At 65.4% G+C, this 25,726-nt stretch carries 15 protein-coding genes, 4 tRNA genes, 1 pseudogene and 1 CRISPR repeat array; of the genes and pseudogenes, 8 read left to right on the forward strand and 12 right to left on the reverse strand.

The genetic code is table 11. From position 1 onward, the window contains the following. Nucleotides 1-179: 179 nt before the first annotated feature. From RDV55_RS05915 to RDV55_RS05925, 3 genes are all read right to left on the reverse strand, one after another. Nucleotides 180-611, reverse strand: a complete 432-nt coding sequence (locus RDV55_RS05915) for a DUF3618 domain-containing protein (RefSeq protein ID WP_111823429.1) — start codon at nt 609-611, stop codon at nt 180-182. Further along, on the reverse strand, nt 608-1,078 hold the full coding sequence (locus tag RDV55_RS05920) for a phage holin family protein (RefSeq protein WP_111823430.1): 471 nt from the start codon (nt 1,076-1,078) through the stop codon (nt 608-610). Before RDV55_RS05920 ends, RDV55_RS05915 begins: the two co-directional genes overlap by 4 nt. Before the next feature lie 92 nt (nt 1,079-1,170). After that, nucleotides 1,171-2,931 carry an ATP-binding cassette domain-containing protein gene (locus RDV55_RS05925; RefSeq protein ID WP_111823431.1) on the reverse strand — a complete coding sequence of 587 codons (1,761 nt, stop codon included), beginning with the start codon at nt 2,929-2,931 and terminating at the stop codon, nt 1,171-1,173. A gap of 253 nt (nt 2,932-3,184) precedes the next feature. Between RDV55_RS05925 and cas9 the strand changes: the two genes are divergently transcribed. The 4 genes from cas9 (at nt 3,185) to RDV55_RS05945 (ending at nt 9,723) form a co-directional block, all read left to right on the forward strand. Further along, nucleotides 3,185-6,601, forward strand: a complete 3,417-nt coding sequence (gene cas9 / locus RDV55_RS05930) for a type II CRISPR RNA-guided endonuclease Cas9 (protein WP_165835840.1) — start codon at nt 3,185-3,187, stop codon at nt 6,599-6,601. A 6-nt stretch (nt 6,602-6,607) separates the two neighbouring features. Further along, nucleotides 6,608-7,525: a type II CRISPR-associated endonuclease Cas1 gene (gene cas1 / locus RDV55_RS05935; protein WP_111823433.1), complete on the forward strand. Its 918-nt coding sequence runs from the start codon at nt 6,608-6,610 to the stop codon at nt 7,523-7,525. Nucleotide 7,526: 1 nt separating this feature from the next. Then, complete coding sequence (gene cas2, locus RDV55_RS05940) at nt 7,527-7,847, forward strand: CRISPR-associated endonuclease Cas2 (RefSeq protein ID WP_111823434.1); 321 nt, start codon at nt 7,527-7,529, stop codon at nt 7,845-7,847. Between the two features lie 49 nt (nt 7,848-7,896). Further along, a CRISPR array of direct repeats spans nt 7,897-9,020; the repeat unit is 36 nt; unit sequence CAGTATATCAAAGGGGATTGGTGATTGATTCCCAGC. A 253-nt stretch (nt 9,021-9,273) separates the two neighbouring features. Continuing rightward, a complete protein-coding gene (locus tag RDV55_RS05945; RefSeq protein ID WP_111823435.1) occupies nt 9,274-9,723 on the forward strand; it encodes a hypothetical protein in 450 nt (149 codons plus the stop codon). 1,599 nt (nt 9,724-11,322) lie between these two features. Here the strand turns inward: RDV55_RS05945 and RDV55_RS05950 are convergent. The 3 genes from RDV55_RS05950 to RDV55_RS05960 all read right to left on the reverse strand — a co-directional run bounded on the left by RDV55_RS05950 (nt 11,323) and on the right by RDV55_RS05960 (nt 11,625). Continuing rightward, nucleotides 11,323-11,398, reverse strand: a tRNA-Phe gene (locus RDV55_RS05950). A 28-nt stretch (nt 11,399-11,426) separates the two neighbouring features. After that, nucleotides 11,427-11,500 (reverse strand) — tRNA-Asp (locus RDV55_RS05955). A 49-nt stretch (nt 11,501-11,549) separates the two neighbouring features. After that, nucleotides 11,550-11,625, reverse strand: a tRNA-Glu gene (locus tag RDV55_RS05960). 163 nt (nt 11,626-11,788) lie between these two features. Between RDV55_RS05960 and RDV55_RS05965 the strand changes: the two genes are divergently transcribed. The 3 genes from RDV55_RS05965 (at nt 11,789) to RDV55_RS05975 (ending at nt 16,658) form a co-directional block, all read left to right on the forward strand. Continuing rightward, complete coding sequence (locus tag RDV55_RS05965) at nt 11,789-15,265, forward strand: mechanosensitive ion channel family protein (RefSeq protein WP_111823436.1); 3,477 nt, start codon at nt 11,789-11,791, stop codon at nt 15,263-15,265. A 114-nt stretch (nt 15,266-15,379) separates the two neighbouring features. After that, a complete protein-coding gene (gene msrB, locus RDV55_RS05970) occupies nt 15,380-15,784 on the forward strand; it encodes a peptide-methionine (R)-S-oxide reductase MsrB (RefSeq protein ID WP_111823437.1) in 405 nt (134 codons plus the stop codon). A 13-nt stretch (nt 15,785-15,797) separates the two neighbouring features. Beyond that, nucleotides 15,798-16,658 carry an EamA family transporter gene (locus RDV55_RS05975; RefSeq protein WP_111823438.1) on the forward strand — a complete coding sequence of 287 codons (861 nt, stop codon included), beginning with the start codon at nt 15,798-15,800 and terminating at the stop codon, nt 16,656-16,658. Between the two features lie 22 nt (nt 16,659-16,680). Here RDV55_RS05975 and RDV55_RS05980 read toward each other — a convergent pair. The 6 genes and pseudogenes from RDV55_RS05980 to RDV55_RS06005 form a co-directional block, all read right to left on the reverse strand. Beyond that, nucleotides 16,681-16,833 (reverse strand): annotated as a pseudogene (locus RDV55_RS05980) (multidrug effflux MFS transporter); the annotation flags it as partial. Nucleotides 16,834-16,839: 6 nt separating this feature from the next. Continuing rightward, a complete protein-coding gene (locus RDV55_RS05985) occupies nt 16,840-18,912 on the reverse strand; it encodes an ADP-ribosylglycohydrolase family protein (RefSeq protein ID WP_111823439.1) in 2,073 nt (690 codons plus the stop codon). An 11-nt stretch (nt 18,913-18,923) separates the two neighbouring features. Beyond that, nucleotides 18,924-20,858, reverse strand: a complete 1,935-nt coding sequence (locus tag RDV55_RS05990) for a carbohydrate kinase family protein (RefSeq protein ID WP_111823440.1) — start codon at nt 20,856-20,858, stop codon at nt 18,924-18,926. Between the two features lie 15 nt (nt 20,859-20,873). After that, the gene (locus tag RDV55_RS05995; protein ID WP_111823441.1) at nt 20,874-22,823 is read right to left on the reverse strand and encodes a carbohydrate kinase family protein; all 1,950 of its coding nucleotides are present in this window, start codon (nt 22,821-22,823) and stop codon (nt 20,874-20,876) included. A 1-nt stretch (nt 22,824) separates the two neighbouring features. After that, nucleotides 22,825-24,903: a PfkB family carbohydrate kinase gene (locus RDV55_RS06000; RefSeq protein WP_111823442.1), complete on the reverse strand. Its 2,079-nt coding sequence runs from the start codon at nt 24,901-24,903 to the stop codon at nt 22,825-22,827. A gap of 69 nt (nt 24,904-24,972) precedes the next feature. Further along, nucleotides 24,973-25,044: transfer RNA gene (locus RDV55_RS06005), tRNA-Lys, on the reverse strand. A 31-nt stretch (nt 25,045-25,075) separates the two neighbouring features. Here RDV55_RS06005 and RDV55_RS06010 point away from each other — a divergent pair. Then, nucleotides 25,076-25,705, forward strand: a complete 630-nt coding sequence (locus RDV55_RS06010; protein WP_111823443.1) for a hypothetical protein — start codon at nt 25,076-25,078, stop codon at nt 25,703-25,705. The last annotated feature ends 21 nt before the right edge of the window (nt 25,706-25,726 follow it).

Here is a 25,726-nt window from a genome sequence, read left to right on the forward strand (position 1 = left end):
CAAAATGTTTCGTGGGACCATCATAGCTAATGACGGGCCTTGACCTCACCTTGGATCGTGTTTTGCGCGCACAGCGGAGAGGAAATGGGAGGCGGAGGCCTGGGAAACCAGGGAAAAGAGAACCGGCGCAACTCGCGGCCAGTGTGGCCGGAGTTACGCCGGTTTGCGTCAGGTAGTGCCTACAGGACCTCAGTCAGGTTGGACTTGAGGGCCTCGAGCGTGCGCGCGGCAGCCTCGCGGGCAGCGCGGCGGGCCTCGCGACGCGAGCGACGCGACGAGCGGGTCGCCAGCAGGATGATCACGCCGATGGCACCGACCGTGGACAGGGCGACGATGCCGACCTTCTTCAGGGCCTCGGTGTTGCCGCCTGCGGCATCCTGCAGGGTCAGTGACGCGGACTCCTTGAAGGACTCGAAACGGGCGGTGGCCTGTTCCTTCGCATCCTGGGCGAGGGCGGCGGGCTGGACGCGCGCGTAGAGCTGATCGATCGTGGTGGCCAGCTCGGCGCGCTGACGCTCGAGGTCGGCCTGGATCTGGGCTTCCGTGCGTGGCTCGGCGGGTGCTGAGGCCTCGCCGATGGTCACGTTGCGCGGGTCGACGTTGGTGCTCACTTGCCCAGTCCCTTCTCGATGGCTTCCTTGGTGGCGGCGACCGATGCGCCCGGGTCGGGGCGGTGCTCCTGCGCGCTCTTGAGGGAGTTGGCCCCGAGGAGGGCGAGGATTAGGACGATCAGCAGGAGGACGCCGACGACGATGAGGGACGCCGCCCACGCGGGGACGACGAGCGCGAGCGCGATCTCAGCCGTGTGTAGTGTCCAGCCGAGCAGGTACAGGGCGAAGACCGCGGCGGCCACGAGGAGGGTGATGCCCTTGCCGCTCTTGGTCGCGAAGGTACGCAGCTTGGCGTTGTTCAGCTCGATCTCGTCGCGGATGATGCTGGACAGCTGCCCCGTCACGGAAGCGAAGAGCGCGCCGATGCTGGGGCGCGCCTCGCCGGTGGCGTGCGTGCTGCCGGAGGCTTTCGTCGTGTCGACGGGCGGTGGCGGGTACTGCCCGGGCTGGGGGGAGGGCTGAGTCATGGGTGCTCCTGCGCGTGCGGATGAACGAGGCGTTGCCTCGCCTGATAGGCCTAGTGTCTCACGAAGAAAGCCGGCTCGCAGTGACCGTTACGTTACTCCTGGGGAGCGATCGAGCCGGGCAGGTCGGAAAGGATCTTGCGGGCGCGCACGACCAGGTCGGAGACCTCGGGCTCGGCCAGGGCCGGGTCTTCGGCTTCCACGACGGGGATGCCGCGCATCGCGGTTTCGGTGCGGGGCTCGGGCGAGGCCTGGGGGACCTCGGCGGGGGTGGGCTCCACGCGGGTGGTCGCGGCGTCGAAGGCGACCTCGGTCGGGTCGACGGCCTGCGCAGCGGCTTCCTCGGGGGCTGTGGTTTCCGCTGTGGTTCGTTCGGTGGTGGGGGCAGTGGCCTGGCTGGTCGCCTCGGCGGTCGCGTCGTCGGTGCCCAGCGCGTGCCAGGCGGGGGCCTGCTCGCCTGAGGGGGAGATGACCTCGTCGAAGGAGGAAGGCAGGGCCGAGGGGATCGGGCCGAGGAGGGTCTTCGGGTCCTCGGGGTTGGCTTCCAGGGAGGCGGTGATGAGCGCGGCGGAGGGGCTGGGCGCGTCGAGCGCGACGCGGCCGTTCGTCAGGAGGATCGCGCGGTCCGAGGCTGCGGCGACCTCCGCGGAGGGAGTGGCGATGACGACCGCGCAGCCCGCGTTCGCGAGGGAACGTAGGAGCGGCTCGAGCTCGGTGCGGGCCGCCGGGGGCAGGGAGGTGGGGTCTTCGACGAGGAAGACCTCGGAGCCGGACACGATCGCGCGGGCGATGAGGGCCTTGAAGCGTTCCCACTCGGAGAGCTCGGAGGGGCGAACGTCAATGCGCTGGGCGAGGCCCGTGATCTGCAGGGCTCCCACGAGGTTGTCCCAGTCGGCGACGGATCCCGTCGCGGAGAGGGGGGCGAGGATGTTCTGGCGGATCGTCAGGGACTCGTCGAGGGGGGAGTCGGCGCGGATCAGGGCGACCGAGCCGATGCGGCCAGCGAGGCGCGCGGCCAGCGAACGCGAGGGCGCGGCGACGATGCGGCCGGCCTGCGGCTCCTCGAGGCCCGCGAGGATCAGGAAGAGGGCGCGGGCGCGGCGGCCCGTTGGGTCCAGGATCGCGCTCATCGTGCGAGCGCGGAAGCCCAGGTCGATGTTCGCCAGGAGGACCGATCCGGTCGCGCGGTCCGTGTAGGTGATGCCCAGGCCGGCGACCTGGACGCGGCCGCCGCGGCCCTTCGCGGAGAAGGAACGGCGCGAGCGGTACCACGGGCGCGGCTCGGCCGGCGGTAGGTGCACGGGGGCGGCGACGACGAGGTCGTTGCGCGTGGCGTCGTGTGCCGCGGCATCGGCGCTGGTGGTGTCGTTGGTGGTGTTGTTGGTGGGCGTGAGCTCCTGGGTCGTGTTCCGGGGAGCGATGTCGCTGGCGGTCTCGGCTGCGTCCGTCACCACTGAGGCTGCGGCCGCCGCTGTCGTGTCGGTCGTGGGCGCGGCGGGGGATGCCTCGGCCGCGTCCTGGTCCTCCAAGGGGACGTTGGAGGGGGCGGCTTCCAACGGGTCCTGCTCGGCGTCCTCGGTGAACGCCGCCGCCGTCTCCTGGGTGTCCTGGGCGTCCTGAGGGTCCTGGGTGTCCTGAGCGGCCTGGTTGGAGGGCGCGCCTGTCTGCGGGGCGGTGCCCTTGAGGATGTCCTCGAAGGACGCGATGGCGGCTCCCTTGGTGGGGGCGGCCTCCGTGGTGGGGGCGGCGGGGGTCGAGGCGGCTCGCTGGGTGCCAGCTTGGTCGTCGGCAGCCGCCAGGTCGGCCAGCTCCTGGCTGTCCGATCCGTGCAGTTCTTCACGCGGGTCATTCGACATACCCCCATTGTTTCAGGATCGTGTCGATTGTGTCGTAATGGCGCGCGGAAACGGGTGGGTGGACTCGCGCAAGAGAGCTTGCCCCTGTGGCTTGCGTCTCTGGAACTAGTGAGATAGGCTGTAAGTGATTGATTCTCAGTAAGAGCCGACTCGTTAGCGGCTCCGAATGCTCCACCGGGTCCTTCTTCGCGAAGGGCCCGGTATTTTTGTGAAAGTGCACGCAAATGTGTATGCGGTGTGACACCATGTGTTCATGAGCACTTCCTCAGAAAACATCCCCGGTATCCGCTATCGAGTCGGCATCGATGTCGGCCTGAAATCCATCGGCTTCTGCGCGGTCGAGGTCGACCGCAATGACCAGCCGATCAAGCTGCTGAACTCTATGGTTTTCATCCATGACGCCGGCGTTGACCCGAACGAAAACAAGGCGGCGAAGAGTCGAAAGCTAACTGCGGGCGTCGCGCGTCGCACGAGGCGTCTGTACCGCACGCGCCACCAGCGCCTGGTGGATCTGGATCGGGTACTGTCCAAGGACTTCGGCTGGCCACTTCCTGATCTGTCTGCTTTCGAGCATCCGACCGAGCCGTGGCACATTCGGGCGCGCCTGCTTGAGGGGTATATCGCAGACGATGCGGCGCGTCAGGCTGCGCTGTCGATCGCCCTCCGCCACATCGCCCGGCACCGCGGCTGGCGTAATCCGTATGCGAAAGTGGAGACACTGCTGCAGCGCTCCGATCCGAGCGACTTTCTCAAAGGACTCAACGAGCGCATTAGCACGTCGCTCGGGAGGCAGTTCCCGGTCGATGCGACGCCTGGGCAGCTGGTCAACGCATATCTCGCTCACCCCGACTATGTGAAGGAGGCGGGAACTCCCAAGCTTCGCGGACCGGAGGGGATCCTCGCGGGGAAGCTCCACCAGAGCGATAACGCCGAGGAGATTCGCCACATCTGCGAGATGCAGAAGGTTGATCGTGCTGACTGTGATCGTCTTATTCGCGCCGTCTTCCAGGCCAAGTCGCCCAAGGGGAGCGCGAAGGAACGCGGCCTCGTGGGCCACGACGAGCTGCCGGGCCAGGGGAAGCATGTGCGTGCCGAAAAAGCGCACCCCGCCTTTCAGAAGTTCCGTATCGTCAGTGTGCTCGCGAACCTTCGCATTCGTGAAGGGCGCGAAGAACGTCCACTCACTCCGGATGAGCTGCAAGGACTGACGGACTTCTTACTTGTCGCTGGCCTGAAGCAGGAGGTTACCTGGCAGGACCTGGCGGACAACTTGGGCATCGAGCGTTCAGACCTGCGCGGTACCGCGAAGGCTTCCTTCGACGGATCGCCGGTCCTGCGCACCCCTCCGACGGATGTGACCACCGAAAAGATCCTGGCTTGCAAGGTCAAATGGCTCAAGGAATGGTGGAAGGCCGCGGATGATGAGCAGCGCGGCTACTTCGTGGATGCTTTCTCGAACTCCGGCGGTTCAGAAGACAGCAGTGACGTTAATGATGAGGTCGCTGAACTCCTTGAGCAGGCGACCGAGGACGATCAGCTCGAGTTCGAGAAGATCTCGTTGCCCCAGGGGCGAGCCGCCTATTCGCTGGACTCCCTGCATCGCCTGACGGACAGGATGTTGCGTGATGGCGTCGATCTGCACACTGCCCGCCGCATCGAATTCAACGTTGGGGATGACTGGAAGCCCGCCGTGGAGCCGATCGGCGCTCCAACGGGAAACCCGGCTGTCGATCGAGTCCTCAAGCAGGTGAGCCGCTGGCTGCACGCCGCCACGGAGCGCTGGGGAGAGCCGACGGTCATCAACATCGAGCACGCGCGTGATGCTCTCGGGTCTCAGAAAGTTGCGCGTGAGCTCATGCAGGCAAACGAGAAGCGTCGTAAGGCGAACGCGGCGGCTGTCGCAGCCATGGCTGAAAAACTGAAGCTGTCGGGCAAGATTCATCGATCTGATCAGATCAGGTACTTTGCGTTACAGAGGCAGAATTGTCAGTGCTTGTACTGCGGTGCTCCGATCACGTACACGACAGCGGAGATGGACCACATCGTTCCGCGCGCGGACGGTTCGTCGACGAACGATCGCTCGAACCTGGCGGCGGTCTGCCGAACGTGCAATCACAAGAAGGGCAAGATCCCCTTTGCCGCGTGGGCCTCATCCGATAAGGCGAACGACGGGGTGTCCCTGAAGGGAGCACTTGAACGCGTCACGATGTGGGAGCGTGACAACGGCATGTCGCCCAAGCAGTTCAAGCAGCTCCAGAAAGAGGTGAAGGCACGCCTCAAATCAAAGAAGCCCGACGAGGAGTTCGACGGTCGCTCCATGGAGTCCGTTGCATGGATGGCGGTCGAGCTGCGCACTCGCATCGAGGGCTTCTATCGCACGCGCGGCGAAGAGTCTGTTCCCTCCGTGGGTGTCTACCGTGGACAGCTGACGGCGGAGGCCCGGAAGGCCTCGGGCTTCGAGAGCCGAGTCAACCTGATTGGCGGCCGTGGGAAGACACGCTTCGATAGGCGTCACCACGCGATGGACGCGCTTGTCATCGCGCTGATGAACCCGTCGGTGTCCCGCACGCTCGCACTGCGTGTGAACATGCGTGACGCTCAGCGTCTCGCCGGGCTCGAGGAGACGTGGAAGAACTTCTACGGGAAGCCGGGTGAAGCATCCCAGCGTTTCGAGTCCTGGCGTGAATCGATGCTTCGCGGCGTCGAACTCTTCAACATTGCGCTGAGCGACAACGCGATTCCTTTCGCAGAGAACATTCGTCTGCGGGTTGGTTCGAGCGTCATTCACGATGCGACGGTGCACTCGTTCTGTCCGCCGAAGCGACCCGATGGCGAGCAGATCATCACAAAGGGCTGCGGCGAGCAGCACAGGCTCGGTTCCGCTCTTCCGGTCGAGCTGATCGACCGCGCTGAGACGCCCGCGCTCTGGACAGCGCTTAGGCGGTGCCCTGACTTTGATCCGAAGAAGGGGCTTCCTGAGAATCCGAATCGGATGATCTCCGTGAATGGCAGGCGTGTTGGACCGATGGACCTGCTGAACTTCTTTGGGTCATCCGCTGCCTGCCTGAAGGTACGTGGAGGATATGTGGAGCTCGGCAGCTCGATTCATCACGCTAGGATCTACCGCATCGACGGCAAGAAGACCATGTACGCGATGGTTCGAGTCTTCCAAGTGGACCTACTGCGCCTCAAGAACCAGGACGTGTTCACTACGCCGCTGAAGCCTTCAACGATCTCGATGCGGACGGCAGAACCGAAGATTCGGCAAGCCCTGGCTGATGGGACTGCTACCCAGATTGGATGGCTGGTCGAGGGGGATGAACTACGGATCGACACCAGCAAGTACAGCAGCGGCTTCATCGGCGAGGTCCTGGCTCGGTACCCGGAGGCGACGAGCTGGAGGGTAGCTGGCTTTATGAATGGGACAACGTTGAGGCTCAAGCCCTATCTGCTCTCGAAGGAAGGATTTATCGACGAGACACAAGCGGCGCGATTGGGAATTGAACCTACTTCCGAGGCGGTGCAGAAGACGGTTGATACGCCTGGATGGCTCCCCGCGGTAAACGTTTTCTTCGGTGCTGGAGGTGTACGAGTAATTCGTAGGAACTGCCTCGGTGAAGAACGATGGCATTCAACGGCATCGTTGCCTGTTTCGATGGTGCTGGAGTGATATCCAGTGGCAGAACAGTGGCGTGTCATTGACCTGTGCGGGTTCGAGGGAGAACTTCGTTCGACGCGTGGTGGGGTGGAGGTGTGTCCTGACGGGGGCGCTCCTACGACCGTGCCTGTCGCGGAGCTCGCGGTCGTTCTTGTAGGTATGAAGGTCAACTTGAGCGCCGCTGTTCTGCACCGACTGGCCGAGGCTGACGTTGCGCTGCTGTTCTGTGACTGGAGGGGTATTCCGGAGGGCGGCTGCTACTCATGGTCGGATCACGGTCGAGTGGCGGCCCGCCACCGAGCTCAGGCCGAGGCAACGCTGCCGCGGAAGAAGAACGCGTGGGCGCGTCTCGTGCGGGCTAAAATCGAGGGACAAGCCTCGGTGCTTGAGAATCTTAAGCTTCGCGGGGGAGGTGAGCTCCTCGCGCTTGCCGACCAGGTGCGGTCGGGCGATCCTGGAAACATTGAGGCTCAGGCGGCTCGCCTGTACTGGTCACGCGCTCTTGGTCGGGGTGTGAGTCGGCAGCCTGCAGCGGGGCAACTCATCGGAGCCAATGCGTGCCTGGATTACGGGTACTCGGTGCTGCGTGGGCATCTGATGCGCGCAGTCTTGGCGGCGGGTCTGGCACCAGCGCTAGGCGTGTTTCACCGTGGCCGGGGCAACGCCTTCGCGCTTGCTGATGATCTGATTGAGCCGTTTAGGCCGGCGATCGATGAGGTTGCTTTGCAGCTTCCTCCTACGGCGTCTCCTTCGGATCGTTCGGTGAAGCAGCTTCTTGTGGCGGCAGCATCACAGCGCTTTGATGGAGATGGACACGGGATCCCTGCTGTGGCTGAAGCGCTTGCGCAGTCTTTTGGTCGTTATGTGGAGGGTGACATCGACCGACTACGCGTGCTGTCGTGGCAGGGGCCGTCCTCCGTGGGCGTGGGGGATTGAGATGGCGGATGATCCGATGTGGTGCCTGGTGATGTTTGATCTCCCCGTTGAGACGAAGAAGCAGCGCCGCGAGGCGACGCACTTCCGTAACGACCTGTTGGACTGGGGATTCTGTATGGTCCAGTTCAGCGTCTATGTGAAGTACTGGCCGACGGGCGGGCAGGATCATGCGACGTTGAGGGCGATTAAGACTCATCTGCCGGAGGGCGGACAGGTTCGGGTATTGGCGTTGACGGATCGGCAGTGGGCGACGGGGCTTCGTTTTGAGAACGCGAAGCCTCGGAAGGAAGCTGGAAACCCCGAACAGCTCATGATTTTCTAACGTTGAACCCCGAGTTTTTGGCTTTTTGCTGCCGAAAACTCGGGGTTCCCAGTATATCAAAGGGGATTGGTGATTGATTCCCAGCTACCGGTAACGAAGCCGCCGATGACCAGCAGTATATCAAAGGGGATTGGTGATTGATTCCCAGCGTGGTACTCGATTCGTCGGGTACGGGCTCAGTATATCAAAGGGGATTGGTGATTGATTCCCAGCCATGCGTGCATGTGTGTGCTACACGCGCCAGTATATCAAAGGGGATTGGTGATTGATTCCCAGCAGAAGATTCGGGGCCTTATGGTGTTCGACAGTATATCAAAGGGGATTGGTGATTGATTCCCAGCCCAGGCGCAGACCACCACAGGCCGGACGCAGTATATCAAAGGGGATTGGTGATTGATTCCCAGCGGGGGAGGGTCAGGGCGGCGGTCCTCATCAGTATATCAAAGGGGATTGGTGATTGATTCCCAGCCTCGCGACGGGCACACGCCCGCCGAGCTCAGTATATCAAAGGGGATTGGTGATTGATTCCCAGCACCGCATCCATCGTCCATCTCTCCCACGCAGTATATCAAAGGGGATTGGTGATTGATTCCCAGCAGACTTCCTCGATGCGATGTACTCAAGACAGTATATCAAAGGGGATTGGTGATTGATTCCCAGCAACTTCATCGATGGCATGTGGGCGGGCACAGTATATCAAAGGGGATTGGTGATTGATTCCCAGCTTTCAGGTCAGGGGTCACCCGTGCGGTGCAGTATATCAAAGGGGATTGGTGATTGATTCCCAGCTTGACGTTTATCGGGGTGGTGGCTGTGACAGTATATCAAAGGGGATTGGTGATTGATTCCCAGCGAAGACTTCGCCTGACCTGGTCGCGAAACAGTATATCAAAGGGCATTGGTGATTGATTCCCATCGTGCTCGCGCTAGGGGACGGGGGTGGGACAGTATATTAAAGGGGATTGGTGATTGATTCCCAGCGAGGGCGACGCGCGCGCCCACGACGAGGCAGTATATCAAAGGGGATTGGTGATTGATTCCCAGCGCGAACTCAAACGCCCTCAAACGGGCACCAGTATATCATAGTGGATTGGTGATTGATTCCCAGCTCTGTCCCCTGTCCTTCAGGTGATAACCCAGTATATCAAAGGGGATTGATGATTGGTTCCCAGCCATTGTTTGGAAATGCCATATCGAATGGCAGTGTGCGACAGAGAATTGTTGAGTGATTATAGATTGCTGCATTATTTATCAATTTGGAATCGCGCAATGATCCTCCGGCTTGCATCGGCGAGGCCCGTACGTGTCAGTACTTCATGCTCACCGCTACGCGCCGCAAGCCTCTGAGAGTGGCCTTGCGCTCCGCGCACTCTCTGCCGTATCCTGCTCGGCTACCCGATTTTAGATGTAAGGAGAAGACGAGCACATGAACGCGGCGACGACGGCGCAACAGCGAACCAGTGACACGGGCAAGACGCGCATCCGCGCGCGCATCGCGCACGTGGGCAGCGAGTATCGCAAGGACGTCACCTCGGGCACCTGCGAGCTGTGCATCGCCGACTGGAGCGCCAGCATCCGCGACATCTCCTTCGAGCTCACGGACGTCAACACCGGCGCCACGTGGCAGGCGACCACCCCCACCCCCCACGTCGACCGTTGGAACGACATCTGGGAGGTCTGTGTGAACCCCTTCCAGCTCTCCAAGGCCCTCGCCCACGTCAGCCTCGTCGTCGACATCGACCGCCTGAACGATGAAGATGGCCGTGCGCTCATTGCCCTCGGCATCCTTGAGGCCGTCGAAGCCTGCACCCGCGCCTCCGCGATGGTCGAGCGCCTTGACGGAGCTTACATCCACGACGACGACTGGGGCGAATAACATTTTCCCCTAACGCTGTCCGAGTCCGACACTCTCTGAGGTTTGGGCTGGATCTGAACGGTTGGCGCGCTGCCTGGGACCCCTGCCTGCCGGTCGCGTCGATGTCGCAGTCGATCGTCGCAATGTGGCTACCGGTTATCGACGCTATCGTGTCCGCGCCTTCGTCTTCGAGCGAACTGTTGAACGCGGCTTGACCAGTGCGCCACAGGTTGTGGACGCGCTCAGATCGATGTGTTTGATTCTGATGGTGCCGCCGTTAGTGCGCGTGGTGTCGGGGGTGAAACCGGAGGCACCTCTGTCGGTGGCTATCTTGGGTGTTGTGAAACCGTTGGCACCTTTGTTGGCGGAAACTGGCTGTTTTTGGTTGAAACTGCGAGACGGTGGTGCCACTGGTTGCATGCGAGCCCTGCGTGGTGCTGTCAGTGGTGTCACTGGTTTCAATCGAGGGGCCAATGGTGGTGACGGTGGTGTCGCCGGTTTCACGCGAGCGCAGCGAGGCGGCATCAGTGGTGCTACTGGTTTCTCTGTGTGCGGCTATGGTGCTGTCGGTGGTGCCGCTGGTTTCGTGTGCGGGCGGTGAAGTGGTGGCATGAGGGTCGCTGGTAGTAATTTCGTTCGCGCGTGTGAAACCGGAGGCACCACTGTTGGTGTGTTTCTTGGGTGTTGTGAAACCGGTGGCACCTTTGTTGGCGGAAAATGGCTGTTTTTCGGGTGAAACTGCGAGACAGTGGTGCCACTGGTTGCATGCGAGCGCTGCCTGGTGCTGTCGGTGGTGCCGCTGGTTTCGTGTGCGGGCGGTGAAGTGTTGGCATGGGGGCGCGGCTAGTGATTTCCTTCGTGCGCGTGAAACCCGTGGCACCTCTGCTGGCGTGTTTCTTGGGCGTTGTGAGACCGGTGGCACCTTTGTTGGCGGAAAATGGCTGTTTTTCGGGTGAAACTGTGTGATGGTGGTGTCGTTGGTTTCACGCGAGCGGTGCGAGGCAGTATCAGTGGTGTTACCGGTTTCGTGTGTGGGTGGTAGGGCTGGTGACGGAGGTGATGTCAGTTTCAAGCGAGGGGCCAATGGTGGTGATGGTGGTGCCGCCGGTTTCACCTGGGCTCAGCGAGGCAGCGTCAGTGGCGGCACCGGTTTCGTGTGCGGGCGGTGAAGTGGTGGCATGGGGGTCGCTTCTAGTGATTTCCTTCGTGCGCGTGAAACCCGTGGCACCACTGTTGGGGTGTTTCGGGGATGTTGTGAAACCGGAGGCACCTCTGTCAGTGGTTATCTTGGGCGTTGTGAAACTGGTGGCACCTTTGTTGTTGGAAACTGGCTGTTTTTCGGGTGAAACTGCGAGACGGTGGTGTCACCGGTTTCGCCTGCGGGCGGTAGGGGTGGTGACGGTGGTGTTACCGGTTTCAATCGAGGGGCAAATGGTGGTGACGGTGGTGCCACTGGTTGCATGTGAGCGCTGCGTGGTGCTGTCGGTGGTGTCCCCGGTTTCATGCGAGCACAGCTAGAAGGCATCAGTGGCGTCATTGGTTCCACCGAGCCGTGAAAGCCGCTCAGCAAGCTATCGCAGGCAAAACAAAAACCCCGAAGCGAATGCTTCGGGGGCTTGCTGGTGGCTCCGACCGGCGTCGATCCGGTGACCTTTCGATTTTCAGTCGAACGCTCTACCAACTGAGCTACAGAGCCAAGACCTGAACCGAAATGGTCTGGTCGGCGACCCCGACGGGACTTGAACCCGCGACCTCCGCCGTGACAGGGCGGCGCGCTAACCAACTGCGCTACGGGGCCTTACAACAGGTAAGACCTATTGAATTGTACCGTTCACAACTGCGACCGGTGGTACCCCCAACGGGATTCGAACCCGTGTCGCCGCCGTGAAAGGGCGGTGTCCTAGGCCGCTAGACGATGGGGGCCTGCTTGGCCGTCGAACTGGCGACCGAAGACGGGTGATAGTTTAGGCAGATCTCGAGGGGTGCGTCAAAACGAAAACAAGTGACAGGTGACACATTACAGGAAAATGTTGCAATTGCGCGGAAGTCCCAGGATTTCATCAGCCGCCCGACCTAGGCTTGATGTATGACTCTGACACCAGCACTCGGTGCCCTCGCCCAGACATCGGACACCCTCGCGCGGGCGATCGCCGACCCGCAATCCGGGGCGGAGGCCGCCGTCACCACGACCATCGACATCACCCTCCTCATCCTCGGCCCGCTCGTCGGCGCCTTCGTCGGCGTCGTCGTCTCAGTCCTCCTTTCCGCCCTGCTGCGCAAGGCCTTCTCGAAGGCGGCCACGGCCTCGTCGATCCTGGCGCGCGTGCGCCGCCCGGGCCACTTCACCTTCGCGGCCTGGGGGGCGTGGGCGGGCCTGGGCATCGCGCTCGTTAACCCCCACCTGTCTGACTGGAATGGCGCGTCGATCACGACGTTCCTCATGCACCTGCTGCTCATCGTCGCCCTCGCCTGCCTGACCTGGGTGGCGTACGCCGCCGCGTGGGTCTTCGAGGACGCCGCCAAGGCCCGCCAGTCCTCCGACCAAGGGCGTTCGCGTCGCTTTGAGACCCAGGCCCAGGTCCTGCGCCGACTCACCCAGTCGATCGCCGTCGTCGTCGGTGTTGTCGCAATCATCAGTACCTTTGAGGTCGCCCGCCACGCCATGACCACCGTCCTGGCCTCCGCCGGCGTCATCTCCGTGATTGTCGGCCTCGCCGCCCAGCAGACCCTCGGCAACGTGTTCGCCGGCCTGCAGCTCGCCTTCACTGACGCGATCCGCGTGGGCGACGTCGTCGTCGCCGGCGACAAGAACGAAACCGGCTCCGTCGAGGAAATCACGCTCTCCTACGTGGTCATACGCATCTGGGACGAGCGCCGCCTCATCATCCCCTGCCGCTCCTTCACGCAGGCCCCCTTCGAGAACTGGACGCGCCGAGCCGCCGCCCAGCTGGGCACCGTCGAACTCAAACTCGACTGGTCCGCGCCCATCGCCCTCATCCGAGCCAAGGTTGAGCAGCTTCTCAGATCCACCGACCTGTGGGATGGTCGCACCTGGGGCGTGCAGGTCACCGACTCCGACGAGAACACCCTGACCGTGCGCATCCTCGTTTCGGCGAAGAACTCCGGCACCCTGTCCGATCTGCGTGCTTTTATGCGCGAGCAGCTGATCTCCTGGATCGTCACCGAAGAACCGTGGGCTCGCCCCGCCCAGCGCATCGAACCGCGTCATACGGTCACGGTCGAACAGGACATGAGTCGCGAACGCGTCGCCCGCCTGGCCGCCGAACTCGCCGGTATTTCGGGCGCGAACGAGGCCGGGGCTGCGCCCGCGTCTCCCTCCTCTGAAGACAATGAGGATTGCGTCGCCGGACTGCCCGCGACGGGTGGTGCCGCGTCCGCGATGTCCGGTTCCGGCGTGTCTGGGACCCAGTCCCAGGATCCGGTACACGCCGCGCGCATGGTCGCCGCCCGCCGCAAGGCCAAGCGCGCCCGCCGCCGCGCCATGGCCGAACGCCAGCGTGAGCTCGCCGAGGGCGGTGCAGGGGCTCAGGACGAAACCCAGGTGATCTCTAAGTCCGCTCTACGCAAGATCATCGAGGCCGCAGGCAACGCCAACTCGCAGCGCAACCAGAAACAGGCTGCGAACTCAGTCGGTCCGGGTGAGCGCTTCTTCTCCGGTTCCGCCGAGGCCGATGAACGCGCCGCAGCCTTCGAGGGTCCCGGCGACGACGTGTATGCGGAGCGCGAGGCCGAGGCTCGCCGCGCCCGCGAGCGTCGCGACAACCATAAGCGCCGCGAGGGCGAGGCCCTCGACCCCGAGACGACCCTCGCCCTGGCCGCCGTGGGCGTTGAGCCGGTTGCCTGCGAGGACTCCCCGGAAGCGGCCGAGGCCGCAGATGAATCGATCGAGAGCGCTGCCGGTGTTGAGTCTGGGGATAGCGCCGCGGCGAGCGCCGCCGGGGATGAGTGCGCGGAGGAAGGGCCCGTCAGGGACACCGGTATCGTGGAAGCCGCCCCGGCGGATCTCGCCCCCGACAAGCCCGCTGAATCTGCCCCCGCGCTGGTCGACTCAAACGAAGCCGACTCCGCTGCCGCCGGATCCGAAACCGCTGGCGACCTGGCCGAAGGTGCGCAGACCGATGCTCGCGCCCAGTCCGCGGGCGCATCCGCCGAGGTGCAGCCCGCCGACGACGAGGCCGCGCCCGCCGACGACGAGGCCGAGCTCGCCGACGACGCGACCGAGCCCGCCGACGACGCCCAGAATGGCAGCGCTCCCGCGCAGGGCGCTGAGCGTGAGGGCACGCCCGCCCCCGACGCGCCCGAGGCAACGGACGGCGAGGAGGAGGCCCAGGCCTCGTCCGATGCCGCGATTTCCCCGGACGAGCAGGAAACCACGCCCATTCCCGCGCGTGAAACTTCCGTGAAACATCCCGTGCAGGTGCCTCCGCCCGTGCGCACCGGACGCCCCGTCATGACCGACACGGTCCAGGCGATCGCCCCCGCGCTCGTGCCGCCGCCCGTGCCGACCCCCGCCGAGATGGCCGCCTCGCGCTCTCCTGAGGAAACCCCGGACGAGCCCACCGTCCACCCCGGATGGTACGCCGTCGCGGAAGAGGCCCGACTCGACGCGGAAACACGTCCCACGCCCACGGTGGTGCCCGCGCGCGTGTCCATCATGCACTTCTTCCCAGCGGTCGCCCCCACGGGCGCCGAGGCCGACATGCTCCGCACCGTCACCGGCCAAATCCCGGTCGTCGAGCCGCGGGAAGCCAAGCCCGAGGACGCCGAGTCTGCGGTCACGGACGAGGCCGCGACGGACGAGGCCGCGACGGACGAGGCCGCGGCACCCGAGGCCGCGGCCGCTAAGGGCAAGTCTGCGGAGAAGAAGGCCCTTGCCGACGAGCCCACCACCCAGGTGGAGGTTGCGATGGCCCCGGAGGATGCGACCCCTGAGGTTGAGGCTGCGCGTAAGGACGCCACCGCCGCCTCTGACGAGGCAAACGAGGCCCCGTCTGACGCCGAGTCCGAGGCCGACGCTGAGGGTGGGGTGGACGTCGAGGCGACCGCCGTCATGGATCCCGTGGAGGCAGGCGAGGCTCGGGCGCTCGATTCCGACGCGACGCAGGTTCTGCCTGCGGTCGACGAGCCCGTGGATGAGACCCTCGTGATGCCCGCGGCGGCCGATGCTCACGCCGAGGAGGTTGTTCCCGGCGAGGAGGTCGCCGCAGCGGAAGAGGAAACCCCGGCGAAGAAGGAGACCGCCAAGAAGGAGGCCTCCACAAAGGCCGGGGCGAAGAAGGATCCCGCGAAGAAGGCGGCAAACAAAAAGGCCTCGACCGCGAAGAAGGGCACCAAAAAGTCCACCGCCGCTGCCGAGAAGACCGCGAAGGACGAGGGAGGCGACAAGGCGGGCGACGCGATCCCCTCCAAGGGCGCAAAGGCCCCCGCCAAGAAGGCTGCCACGAAGAAGAACGCCGCCAAGAAGACCGCCGCCAAGAAGGCGGCTCCCAAGAAGGCGGCGGCGAAGAATGCCTCCAACGCAGGGCCCGCCACCACTGAGTGATGGGGACAGGTGAACGGGCCACGGCCTCGTCACTGAGGCCGGTGCGAGGAAACCAGACCGCCCGCGCCCACGCACACACGTGCACGGGCGCGGGCGGCGCGGGACAATAGATCCATGAACGCTACTGATCCCTCTGTCCGCACCGATGCCGAGTGGAAGAAGCTCCTGAGCCCCATGCGCTACCACGTGCTGCGCGAGGCGGGCACGGAGCGCCCCTTCACCGGCGAGCTCCTCGACGAGGCGCGCGTCGGCACCTACTCGTGCGCTGCCTGCGGATCCAAGCTCTTTGACTCCGACGCGAAATTCGACTCCTCCTGCGGGTGGCCCTCCTTCTTCCAGGCCCACGACGGCGCGACCGTCGAGAGCGTCGACACTAGCCATGGCATGATCCGCACCGAGGTGCGCTGCGCGACCTGCGACTCCCACCTCGGCCACGTCTTCCCCGACGCGCCCGACCAGCCCACCGGCATGCGCTACTGCATGAACTCGGCGGCCCTGACCTTCGTGCCCGCCCAGTGAACACCCCCGCCCAGTGAACGCCCCCGCGCAGGGCACCGTCACCGACCGCATCCCTCCCCAGCTGTACATCGTCGACTCCGGCCTCATCCAGTACGTGGGCGCCGCGCTCGCGGTCGTCGCCTTCGCCTCCGTCGAGCCCGCCTCCGTCGCCTGGTGGCGCGTCCTGACCGGCGCGGTTGTTCTCCTCGCCTGGAAACGCCCGTGGCGCGGCGGCCTTACGCGCTCCGACCTGGCTATTTCCGCGCTGTTCGGCATCATCATTCTCACGATGAACTCCTCCTTCTACGAGGCCATAGCGCGGCTCCCTCTGGGCACTGCCGTCTCCATCGAGTTCATCGGTCCCGTCGCCGTCGCCGTCATCAGGGGCCATGGCTGGCGGCCGCGCATCGCCGCCGTCCTCGCGTTCGCGGGGGTGGCGTGCATCGGCGGACTCGCCCTCGACCTGAGCGTGCCGAGCGTGCGCGTCGGCGTCGCCTGGATCCTCCTCGCGGCCCTCGCCTGGTCGGCCTACATCGTCGTCGGGCAGAAGGCCTCGACCACGCGCGACGGGGTGACGAACCTGGCGCTCGGATGCGTGTGGGGTGCACTCATCTTCGCGCCCATCCTCGGGCCGGGCGCGATGGCGGCCACGGCCTCGTGGAAGCTGATCGCGATTGTCGTCGGCGTGGGCCTGCTGTCTACCGCGATTCCCTACAGCTTCGAGGCCCTCGCGATGCGGCGCCTGGCCGCGTCGACTTTCGCGCTCTTCGCCGCGATCCTGCCGGCCACGTCCGCCCTGGTCGGGGCCGTCATGCTCCGCCAGATCCCCGGCGTCTTCGAGCTGATCGGCCTGGTCCTGGTGTCGGTCGCGGTATGGCTGGCCTCGCGCGAGTAAAGCCCCTGTGAGTGACGGCCTCTCAGTCGAGGCTGAGGTGGCGAGGCGTGCGCTTGCCGCCGCGGGCGATCACCCAGAACGCGAACCACGCGCCGGCCGAGCCGACGATCATGACGAGCACCATCGGCACGGCGCTGTCGCCGCCCGAGGTCGCTAGGGGAGCGGCGATGCCTGACCTCGCCTACTCCTCGCCCGCGCGAGCCTCCAGCGCGTCCGCCGCCGCTTCGATCTCCTCGCGCGTGGGACAGGAGGCCGGGCCGCTCGTTGCAGTGGCGAGGGCACGCGCGCACACCGCGAGCCCGATCGCCCGTTCGATAGGCAAGCCCCTGGCCAGGGATGCCGCGAAAACTCCGGAAAATACGTGTCTGGCCTCGAGTGGGTCCTCGGCCCCGAAGGGCGGTGCCGGGCAGTGAGTGACCGTCGGCCAACCCAAGTCCTCTCCGCCGTAGTTAGGCCTGGAGAAGTGGGCCCCCTCCGGCCCCGAGGGAACGAGCGCGTGGCAATCGAAGAGCCTGGTGGCCTCGAAAGCTGCACCGTCGAAGGTACGGCTGCCATCGAAAACAGTGCGGTCGCCGGTCATGCGAGTGCCCATCCCCGCGACCTCATCCTGGCCAATAACGAAGACGGTGTTGTCGAAGGGAATGCCAGAAGGCATCTGCGCTCGGGAGGACGTGTCGAGGACGAGGCGCACATGCTCGGGCAAGCGCAGGAGCGCCTCGCGAGCGGCGTCATCGTTTCCCAGGTCCCCATAGTCGTATCCGTACGCGCCCGCAAACTCGCCGTCGTAGTAGAGCACGTCGGCCGGGCCCATCGTCTGGGTGAACTCAGCCCACGCATGGGTTGGCACCGCACACTTGTCTATCATCGCCCTGACGACGAGGCGTTGCCCCGCGTCGTCGGTGATCGTCACTCGGTAGCCGTTGTCCATTCCCGGGATGCGAGGACCTGCGTTGATGATGCCTTCGCGCCTCAGGATTTCCTCGATGAGCGAGGCGTGCGGTCCCTCGCCGATTGGGGCGAGTGAGACGGCCTCGAGCCCCATGCGCTGAGCGGCGCGTAGGACCTCGATGCCTCCGACCAGCTCCATCCCCTCGTCGTCGCCCCACACGTCCCCACCCGGCTCGGGGAAGGAAGACACATGTAGCGACTGGTTGAGCACGAGCTGGCCCATGTAGGCGACGCGCCCCATGGGAGCGCCTCCGCGCGCGGGACCGAGCGGAGTCGGCGGCGACACCTGCGTGAACAGTGTCCGTCGTGTCATTCGAGTGGAGTTGGGATCCTCGAACGGGGAAGGCGCGTTGGGCGACTCCCAGGCCGCTGTGGCCCCCTCGTCGGAAGCATCATCGTCGTCGGCTGCGTCATCCGCGGGCGCGGGGCGGCGTGCGACGAGGCGCTCGGCGAGCGATGTCAGGTCGAGGTCGTTGACCTCCTCGACCTGCATCCACGAGCCGCGCCGTAATTCGTGATGGCCCTTCGCCTCGCCGCAGAGAGCGCCGACGATCGCGCTCATGAGGCTGGTGTCGCCTCCTATCCGCGTGATCCCGTAGCGCGAGAGCCAGTGCGCGAGGTACGTGCTCAGTCCGAAACACAGCGGGACCATGCGCGTGGGTTCCGGGGAGGAGCCGAATTGTTCGGTCAGGATCTGCGTGGGCGTCGTTGCCACCTGCATGGCGATGTTCATCGCCCGGCGCGTGGCCACCACAACGTCTGGCTCCGGACTCCAGGTGCCGCGCGGTTCCAGGGACTCCACGAGGTGGAGGGCCTCCCACAGGCGGTTGTACCTCGTCGAAAGCCTCTCCTGAGTCCCGTCCACCTGGAGGGAGACGCCCGCGGCGAGCAGGGCCGCCGCCTGGAACTCCTGCCGGGTGAGGCATTCCCCTCCGCACGCCTCCCATACGGCCTGCGCGAAGGCCTCGGGATCGGCTGTCGAGGTCGCGATGCCAACGGGAATGGCGCGCACAAGCTGACGCCATCCCATCGGGACAGTGTCCGCGCGCTCCCGGATGGTCGCCCCCGCCTCGTCGCCGAGAAGGGTCGAGGCCGCCGCCAGGATCTCGCGCGTCACCTCCGTGACCGTTCCCTCGGGAACGCCGGGCTTGGTGGGGTGGACGACGTCACGATCCCACCATGTCGGCGGCGGGCCGTAGGTGCTCTCGATCTCGTCGGGGGCCATGCCGCGGGTGGGCAACCCGGCCGCGTCACCGATCGCGCAGGCCAACAGCACCGCGCGGGCGCGCTCAGAGCGTGTGTCCATGTTGCTTTCTCCTATTCCGCAGCCGCATCCGCGGCGAGCGCGTCCGCCGCGGCCTCGATGTCCTCGCGCGTCGGGCACGAGGCCGGGCCGGGCATGGTCGAGGCCAGGGCACCCGCGCAGTTTGCGAGAAGGATGCAACGCTCGAGGGTTTGCCCCTGCGCGAGGGCGGCCGCCAGCACGCCGTAGCGTGCGTGCTGGGAACCCAATGGATCCGTCGGTTCGACGGTTGGCGCGGGGAATCGGGTGACGTACGAGACCTCTGAGGTCTTGGCACGCAGTGGGCGCGCGAGGTAGGACTCTTCTGTCGCCGTGTCGATCAGTGTGTAGCGACCAAACATGTTTTCGACGAAACCGGCGGCGCGGTCCGGGTCCTGGCTGGCATCAAAAGCCGAACGATCTTGCACGATAGGCTCGCACAGGCCCTGCACTCCCCGCTGATGCAGCACCATGATCACGTTGTCTTTGGGAAGACGTGCAGGCCCGGCCTCACGTCTCGACGCGTCCAGGACGACGCGCACGTGCTCCGGCAGGTGAACGAGTGCGTTCTCGGCAGCGGAGAGAACCTCCCGAGAACGCCTCACTGCGCCGTCGACGAACAGGACGTCGGAGGGTCCCAGCGTGCGGATCGCCTCGTCCCATGCGTGCTTGGGAACATTCTCGATGAATGAGAGCTTCGAGCGGTAGAAGTCTCCGACAACGTTCGACTCGTATCCGTTATCGCTGCCCCTTACACGCGGACCCGCGTCGATGATCCCCTCCCGAGCCAGAGCCTCGGCGATGATCGAGGCGCGCGGCCCCTCGCCGATCGGGCTGAGGCTCACGACCTCGATACCCATGGCTCGGGCGGCTCGCATGGCCGTCAAACAAATGTCAATCTGGACGCCTTCACGGGTAGCCCACTCGTCCCCGCTGGGCAGAGGTTCGTCCGCGGACTGTCGGTCGTACCTGAGCGTTAGCTCGTTCATGAAGACGACGCGACCTGCGGGCGCATTGCCCCTGGCCGGTCCGAGCGGGGTCGGTGCGCTCTCCGGCTCGAAGGGTGCAGCTCGAGTGAGAACAGTCGACCCGGGGGCCTCGAAGGAAGACCGGCCACCGTTCGAATAGCGCGACTCCGAGTGTTCGACAGCCCGCCGTAGCCAGCTGTCGGGGGCGGGGGGACGCAGCTCGAGCAACTGCCCGGTGATCCCTAGCAGATCGAGTTGAGAGTCCTGCTCAACCCGTTCCATCGAGCGGTGAGAGAAGTAACGACCGGGTGGTGAGAAATTGAACAGAAGTTCCGAAATGATGCGCAGCAGCCTCGGCTCCCCGCACAACTTACCCAACGTGGAGGTGGACATCGAACCGTAGCGGTCACCAGAGAGGAGGAAGGCCAATGGGATGAGGAGAGACGACGGGGTATGGTCGGAGAGTTTGCGAGTCAACGGGCTGATGGGCGAGAAGCCGTTGACCTGCACAGAGTTGGCTTGGAAGTTCAATGCGTGCCGCGTCGCCGTCAGGACATCGGGGCCTTCCTCTGGCTCACCGCGCGGTGTCATATCGGAGACGATCTGGACAGCCTCAACGAGGTGAATGTCGCGAGATTCGATGGATAAGGACACTGCCGTCGCAAGAAGTGCAGCTGCCTGGAACTGGTTTCGAGTCGCGCATCCGCACGCTGCCCACACGGTGTCTGCGAGGGCCTCGGGGTCAAGTGTCGACATCGCAATGCCGATGGGTACCGCGCACAAGAGGCGATCGAGCGCGCTCGCGGCGGGGGCGTGCCACTCGCCTGAACGAATAGCGTGGGCACCACCCGGGCCTCGCGTCAGCTGCGTGGCGATGGCCATGGCCTGCCTCGTCACCTCCGATACCGTTTTCGTCGGCGCTTCCAGGTTAACAGGGTTGGCCATATCCGCGCGGACGAGGGCTGCCATTGCCGCGATTGCGCGGGGGAGTCGTGGATCCATTCTCGTTTCTCCTTGTCAGGCCTGATCGCGGGCCGCGAGCTTGTCGGCCGCAGCCTCGAGCGAATCGCGGGTGGGCAGCGAGGTTGGCGTGGTGAGTGCGGCCGCGCAATTCGCTAGCAGGATGCCCCGCTTGACCGGTATGCCGAGCGCGAGGCAGGCCGCCAACGTTGCGGAATGAATGCCCGAGGTCTCCAGGTTCTGGTTCTTGGCGAGCGGGGGTGCTGGGGATTGAACGACGCGAGGTCGGATGAAGCGGGCTTCGTCGTGGGTGGGGTGGGCGTAGTACACCTGGCCATCGTCTGCGCGCAGCACGACACAACGCATCGTCAGCATGGCGAGGGCCGCTGCCTGATCCCGGGGCTCGTCGTTTTCCTCGTAGAAGGGGAACGGAGGATAGTCGTCGTTGAAATGCCGGAAAAAGCCGCTGAAGCCGGGCCGTTGGGAGGCGCGCAGTGACACGATGACATTGTCGAGGGGAAGGCCTTCGAGGAAGCCCTTGTGAGAGGACGCGTCGAAGACGACGCGAGCGTGATCGGGCAGGCCTGTCACAGCCTTGCGCAGGGCCCGCGTCATCGGCTGTTGGGTGAGCAGCGCGCCGTCGATGCACAGGACATCGGAGGGGCCCATCGATTGGATGGCTTCCGCCCACACCCGTGTGGTGTCTTCGGGTAGTGGGCTCTTCGTTGCAACGGTCAGCCGCCAGCCGTTGTCGCCGGTAAAGATCAGTTGGTAGCCGTTGTCAGCCCCCGAGAATCGGGGACCGGCATCGATGATGCCCTCGCGAGCTAAGGCCTGCGAAATGGCCTCGGCATTGGGACCTTCTCCGATCGGGCAGAGCGAGACGACCTCGGCTCCCATGCGTCGCGCCGCGACCAGTGCGCGGAACATGCCGCCCGTGGACTGGCCCAGTTCTTCGGCCCACACGTGCTCGCCGAAACGCGGGTACGTCTCGGAGTGCATGGCCTGGTCGTGGAGCAGCTCGCCGAGAACAAGCACGCGCCCGGTCTGAGGTCCGCCTCGGCGCGCGCCGAGCGGTGTGGGTGGGTTGACGGACTCGAAGTACCGTTGACGCGTGTGCAGGCTCGATGAGCTGTCCTCGAACGAGGCCGGGGCTGAGGGGGCGACCGGTAGCGTGGATGCGCCCGGGGCGAGAGCGTCGCTGGGGTAGGGCGTGCGCGTGGCGAGCAGATTTCCTACGCGATCCGCCAGGTTCAGCGGGCACGCGTCCTCAACCCGGGACAAACCGTAGGGGCGCAGGAAGCTCGCGCCTCGAACCGCTCCGACCAGCGCGCTGACGATGGACAGGATCGTGTGCGCCTGGGCGCCGAGCCGCAGGGGAGAGGATAGGAGACGGCGATCCTGGTAGCGCGCGGCCAAGGCAAAAGCAGCCGGCACGATCTGGGCGGGAGAACTTCCGAACCCGATCTGCTTGCTGAGCCGCTCGAGAGAGAAGCCGATGTAGTCGTTGACGTTGCTTGCGATGTTCAACGCCCTGCGCGTCGCGGCCAGCACGTCCGGCTCAGGGCTCCACTCGCCGTGAGCCTCCATCGACGACACGATGTCGACGGCTCGCACGAGAGCGTCCTCCACGCGGAAGTTCGGACTGTCTAGGCCGATCGACACCCCGGCGGCAACCAGCGCCGTCGCCTGGAAGTCCTGGCGCGTGGGCTCCCGTTTCTGGCTGTTGTCCCACACGGCGTCCCCGAAGGCTTGGGGATTGCCTATCGAGGTGGCGATGCCGAGCTGGACGGCTCCGAGCATCAGGCCATACAAGCGATCAACGGGTGTCGTGAAGCAGGGGAACGTCGGCTGCTTCACGGACTTGGTGGCCGCCATTAGAGCAAGAATGCTCTCGCTGAGGGTTGTCGACTTGCTGCCCTTCTCACCCTCAGTGTCCACCTGGAGTGCTTGACCGTAGAAAAGGCCGGCCATCGCCCCGTGGGCACGATCAAAGCGCGGATCCATGTCAGTTTCCCGACTCGCTCAGCGCGTCCGCCGCGGCCTCGATGTCCTCGCGCGTCGGGCACGAGGCCGGGCCAACGACCGTCGACGCCAGAGCGCCCGCGCAGTTGGCCAGTACAAGTGCCCGCTCGAGTGGAATACCCTGTGCGAGGGAGGCCGCCAGGACGCCGCTGTGAGCGTCGCCCGCGCCGTTCGTGTCGACGGCGTCGACGGTTGGGGTCGGGATGTGCACGGCTGATGTTTCGCTATCGGGGCCGACAGAGCGAGCAAAACAAGCGCCGGATGCTCCGAGGCGAATCAACGTGTCGCCCCCCAGTGTCTGCGCGAGGAGGCAACTGAGAGAGTCAAAAGGCAGGTAGCCGTCAAGTCGCGACTGCTTGGCGATTGCCCTCGCCTCGACGCTGTTCATCGAGATGATCGCGTGGTGAGTGGGCAAGCTCTCCGGGATCCCGATGACGGGAGAGACATCCAGGAGCACGCGCACACCCTCGGGCAAGACGCGTAACGCAGCCTCCGCGGCCTCGCGGTTCGCGGGGTGGTCCATGAGGTAACCGTCAATGTAGAGCACGTCGTCGGGGCTCATTGTGCGCACGAAGTCCGCCCATGCGCTCGCGGGGGTCATCGTCTCCGCCCCCTTCGTGGAGATGAAGGTGCGTTCGGCGCGGCGATCAATGAGGGCGATGCAGAACCCGTTATCCACGCCCTCCACGTGCGGGCCTGCGTCGACGATTCCCTCCCGTGCGAGGGCATCCGTGATTAGCGACGCGTGGGGCCCGGTGCCGATCGGGCTGAGGGAGACGGCCTCGGCTCCCATCCGGCGCGCCGCCACGAGCGCGTTGAAGCCACCGCCCACATGCGTGCCCCCGTCACGCGCCCATTCGGAGCCGCCGCCGTGAATCGGACGCGCCCCCTGAAGGACACGGTCCACAAGGATCTGCCCCATGAGGACGACTCTGCCCGCCCCGGGATCGGAGGACGAGACCGGGGTGGGTGCCTCGGGAGAAGCGGCTTCGCTCGCACCCTCAGTCTCGGGGGACGTGGGTGCGCTCGCGGCAGGCTCGTGAGCCGAACGCAGCTCCAACAGCTCGAGGGCGACGGACGGCAGGTCCAGGTGGGAGGCGAGTTCGACCTGGGCGAGGCCGCGGCCGACAAAGACCTCAAAGCCGAGGACGGCGCCCAGGATCGCGCCCGCGATCGCGCCGATCGTGTCGGTGTCCCCGCCGATGTTGGCGGCGTCCAGCAGCGCCTGCGGGGAGGGGTCTCGAGCGAGCAAGGCAAATGCCATGGGTATAGCCTGCGCCGAAGCCACGGACGTGCCCACCTGCTCGACGAGGCATTCTAGGGACGAGGACGCGGGGTTAGCGACCAGCTGCATGGCCCTGCGCGTCGCCGCCACAACGTCCGGGTCGGGGGTCCACGCTCCGCGCTCGGGCAGGGAATCGACGAAGGTCAGGGCCTTCCATAGCAGGCTCCTCAGATCCGGGGTCGTCGATCGCGCCGCGTCAATACCCATGGACACGGCGGCCGCCACGAGGGCAGCCGAGTGGAAACCCTGGTGCGTCGCGTGCGTGACCTGGCAGGTGGACCAGACGGCATCCGCAAAGGCCTCGGGATCGGCCGTCGACATCGCGATACCGATCGGGGTGACGCGCATCGCCGCGCCGTTCGTGGTCCCCGCCCCGCCCACGGTCAGCGGGTCCTCGCCCGTGCGCACACGCTCGAGCGCCGCCTTCGTGGAGGGTCCCAGCAGGTCGAGCGACCCGCGCTCGATCATCGAATCCTCCCAGTCCAGCAACGCGTCGGCGAACTCGCCCGCGTCTAGGGCCACGCGACCCGAGGCCGAGCCTCGGCCTCGTACCAGGAGGGAAGCCACCAGCAGCGCCTGCTCCGTGTCGTCCGTGACCGAGCCCGCCGGCATGCCCGGCGCGTAGGGCTGGGAGGCGTCCGCGTCCACGAGGCCGGTAATGCGCCCGTACACCGCGCGGATCTGCTCCGGTGACATCGCCTGCGTCGGCATGCCCAGCGCGTCTCCGAGCGCCAGGCCGGCCAGGGCGCCATACGCGCGAGAAAAACGAGGATCCATGATGCACCTCCAACGCGGGCGTGCGCCCGCAGATAGCGTGAACGCCCCGGAACGTTCCGAGGCGACCAGTAGGCCCAGGGGGACTCGAACCCCCAACCTACGGATTAAAAGTCCGCTGCTCTACCATTGAGCTATAGGCCCAGCAGACCCATTGTAGGAGGAAGAAGTCCCCATGGCACAATCGAAGATGCCACGACGCCCCGCGATGCTCGACTCCGCCCGGGCTGACGCCATCGTCGGAGACGAAGACCCCGCGGCCACCGCCGCCGTCGCGCACACCGCCGCCTGGGCACTGATGGGCGTGGGCGACGAGACCTTCACCGACGCCGACGTCGCGCGCCTGCGCGAGACAGTGCGCACTCACGGCGTCGACACGATCGCGCACGTGTGGTCGCGCAGCCCCGAGTTCACGCTCCCCGGGGCGCTGTGGCGCGTCTACCTGCTGCACGAGTGGTACCACCGCGATCCGATCCCGGTGGCCCAGCGCTACGCCGAGGGGGCGCGTGCGCCCATCATCCAGGGCCTCGAGGCCCCCGTCGAGCTGCGCTCCCTGAACCTCATCATGGAGGAGGTCGACTCGCTGCTGCGCGGTGACCTCACCGACGATGACCTTGAGTACGTGCTGAGCGAGGCCTCGCGGGCTATGCGAGTGCTCGCCGCCGGTGAGGCCGGTGCCCTGTGGATCGAAGACCCCGCGGACCCGCTCGCTCACCGCGTCACTATGCGGCGCTCCGCGCTGCTGGTCACCGCCGACGAGCTCGACGTCGCAGCGCGAGAGGCGGCCGTCGGCACCCTCGACTGACCCCTCGTTCGCGGCGTCGGC

Source organism: Schaalia odontolytica (genome assembly GCF_031191545.1).
In the GTDB taxonomy this organism is placed as follows: domain Bacteria; phylum Actinomycetota; class Actinomycetes; order Actinomycetales; family Actinomycetaceae; genus Pauljensenia; species Pauljensenia odontolytica.

Coding starts and splice junctions, on each gene's coding strand:
- RDV55_RS05995 (WP_111823441.1), bottom strand. CDS start 22,823: ATGGATCCGCGCTTTGATCGTGCCCACGGGGCGATGGCCGGCCTTTTC.
- RDV55_RS05945 (WP_111823435.1), top strand. CDS start 9,274: ATGAACGCGGCGACGACGGCGCAACAGCGAACCAGTGACACGGGCAAG.
- RDV55_RS05965 (WP_111823436.1), top strand. CDS start 11,789: ATGACTCTGACACCAGCACTCGGTGCCCTCGCCCAGACATCGGACACC.
- RDV55_RS05985 (WP_111823439.1), bottom strand. CDS start 18,912: ATGGACACACGCTCTGAGCGCGCCCGCGCGGTGCTGTTGGCCTGCGCG.
- msrB (WP_111823437.1), top strand. CDS start 15,380: ATGAACGCTACTGATCCCTCTGTCCGCACCGATGCCGAGTGGAAGAAG.
- cas2 (WP_111823434.1), top strand. CDS start 7,527: ATGGCGGATGATCCGATGTGGTGCCTGGTGATGTTTGATCTCCCCGTT.
- cas9 (WP_165835840.1), top strand. CDS start 3,185: ATGAGCACTTCCTCAGAAAACATCCCCGGTATCCGCTATCGAGTCGGC.
- RDV55_RS05925 (WP_111823431.1), bottom strand. CDS start 2,931: ATGTCGAATGACCCGCGTGAAGAACTGCACGGATCGGACAGCCAGGAG.
- RDV55_RS06010 (WP_111823443.1), top strand. CDS start 25,076: ATGGCACAATCGAAGATGCCACGACGCCCCGCGATGCTCGACTCCGCC.
- RDV55_RS05920 (WP_111823430.1), bottom strand. CDS start 1,078: ATGACTCAGCCCTCCCCCCAGCCCGGGCAGTACCCGCCACCGCCCGTC.
- RDV55_RS06000 (WP_111823442.1), bottom strand. CDS start 24,903: ATGGATCCTCGTTTTTCTCGCGCGTATGGCGCCCTGGCCGGCCTGGCG.
- RDV55_RS05990 (WP_111823440.1), bottom strand. CDS start 20,858: ATGGATCCACGACTCCCCCGCGCAATCGCGGCAATGGCAGCCCTCGTC.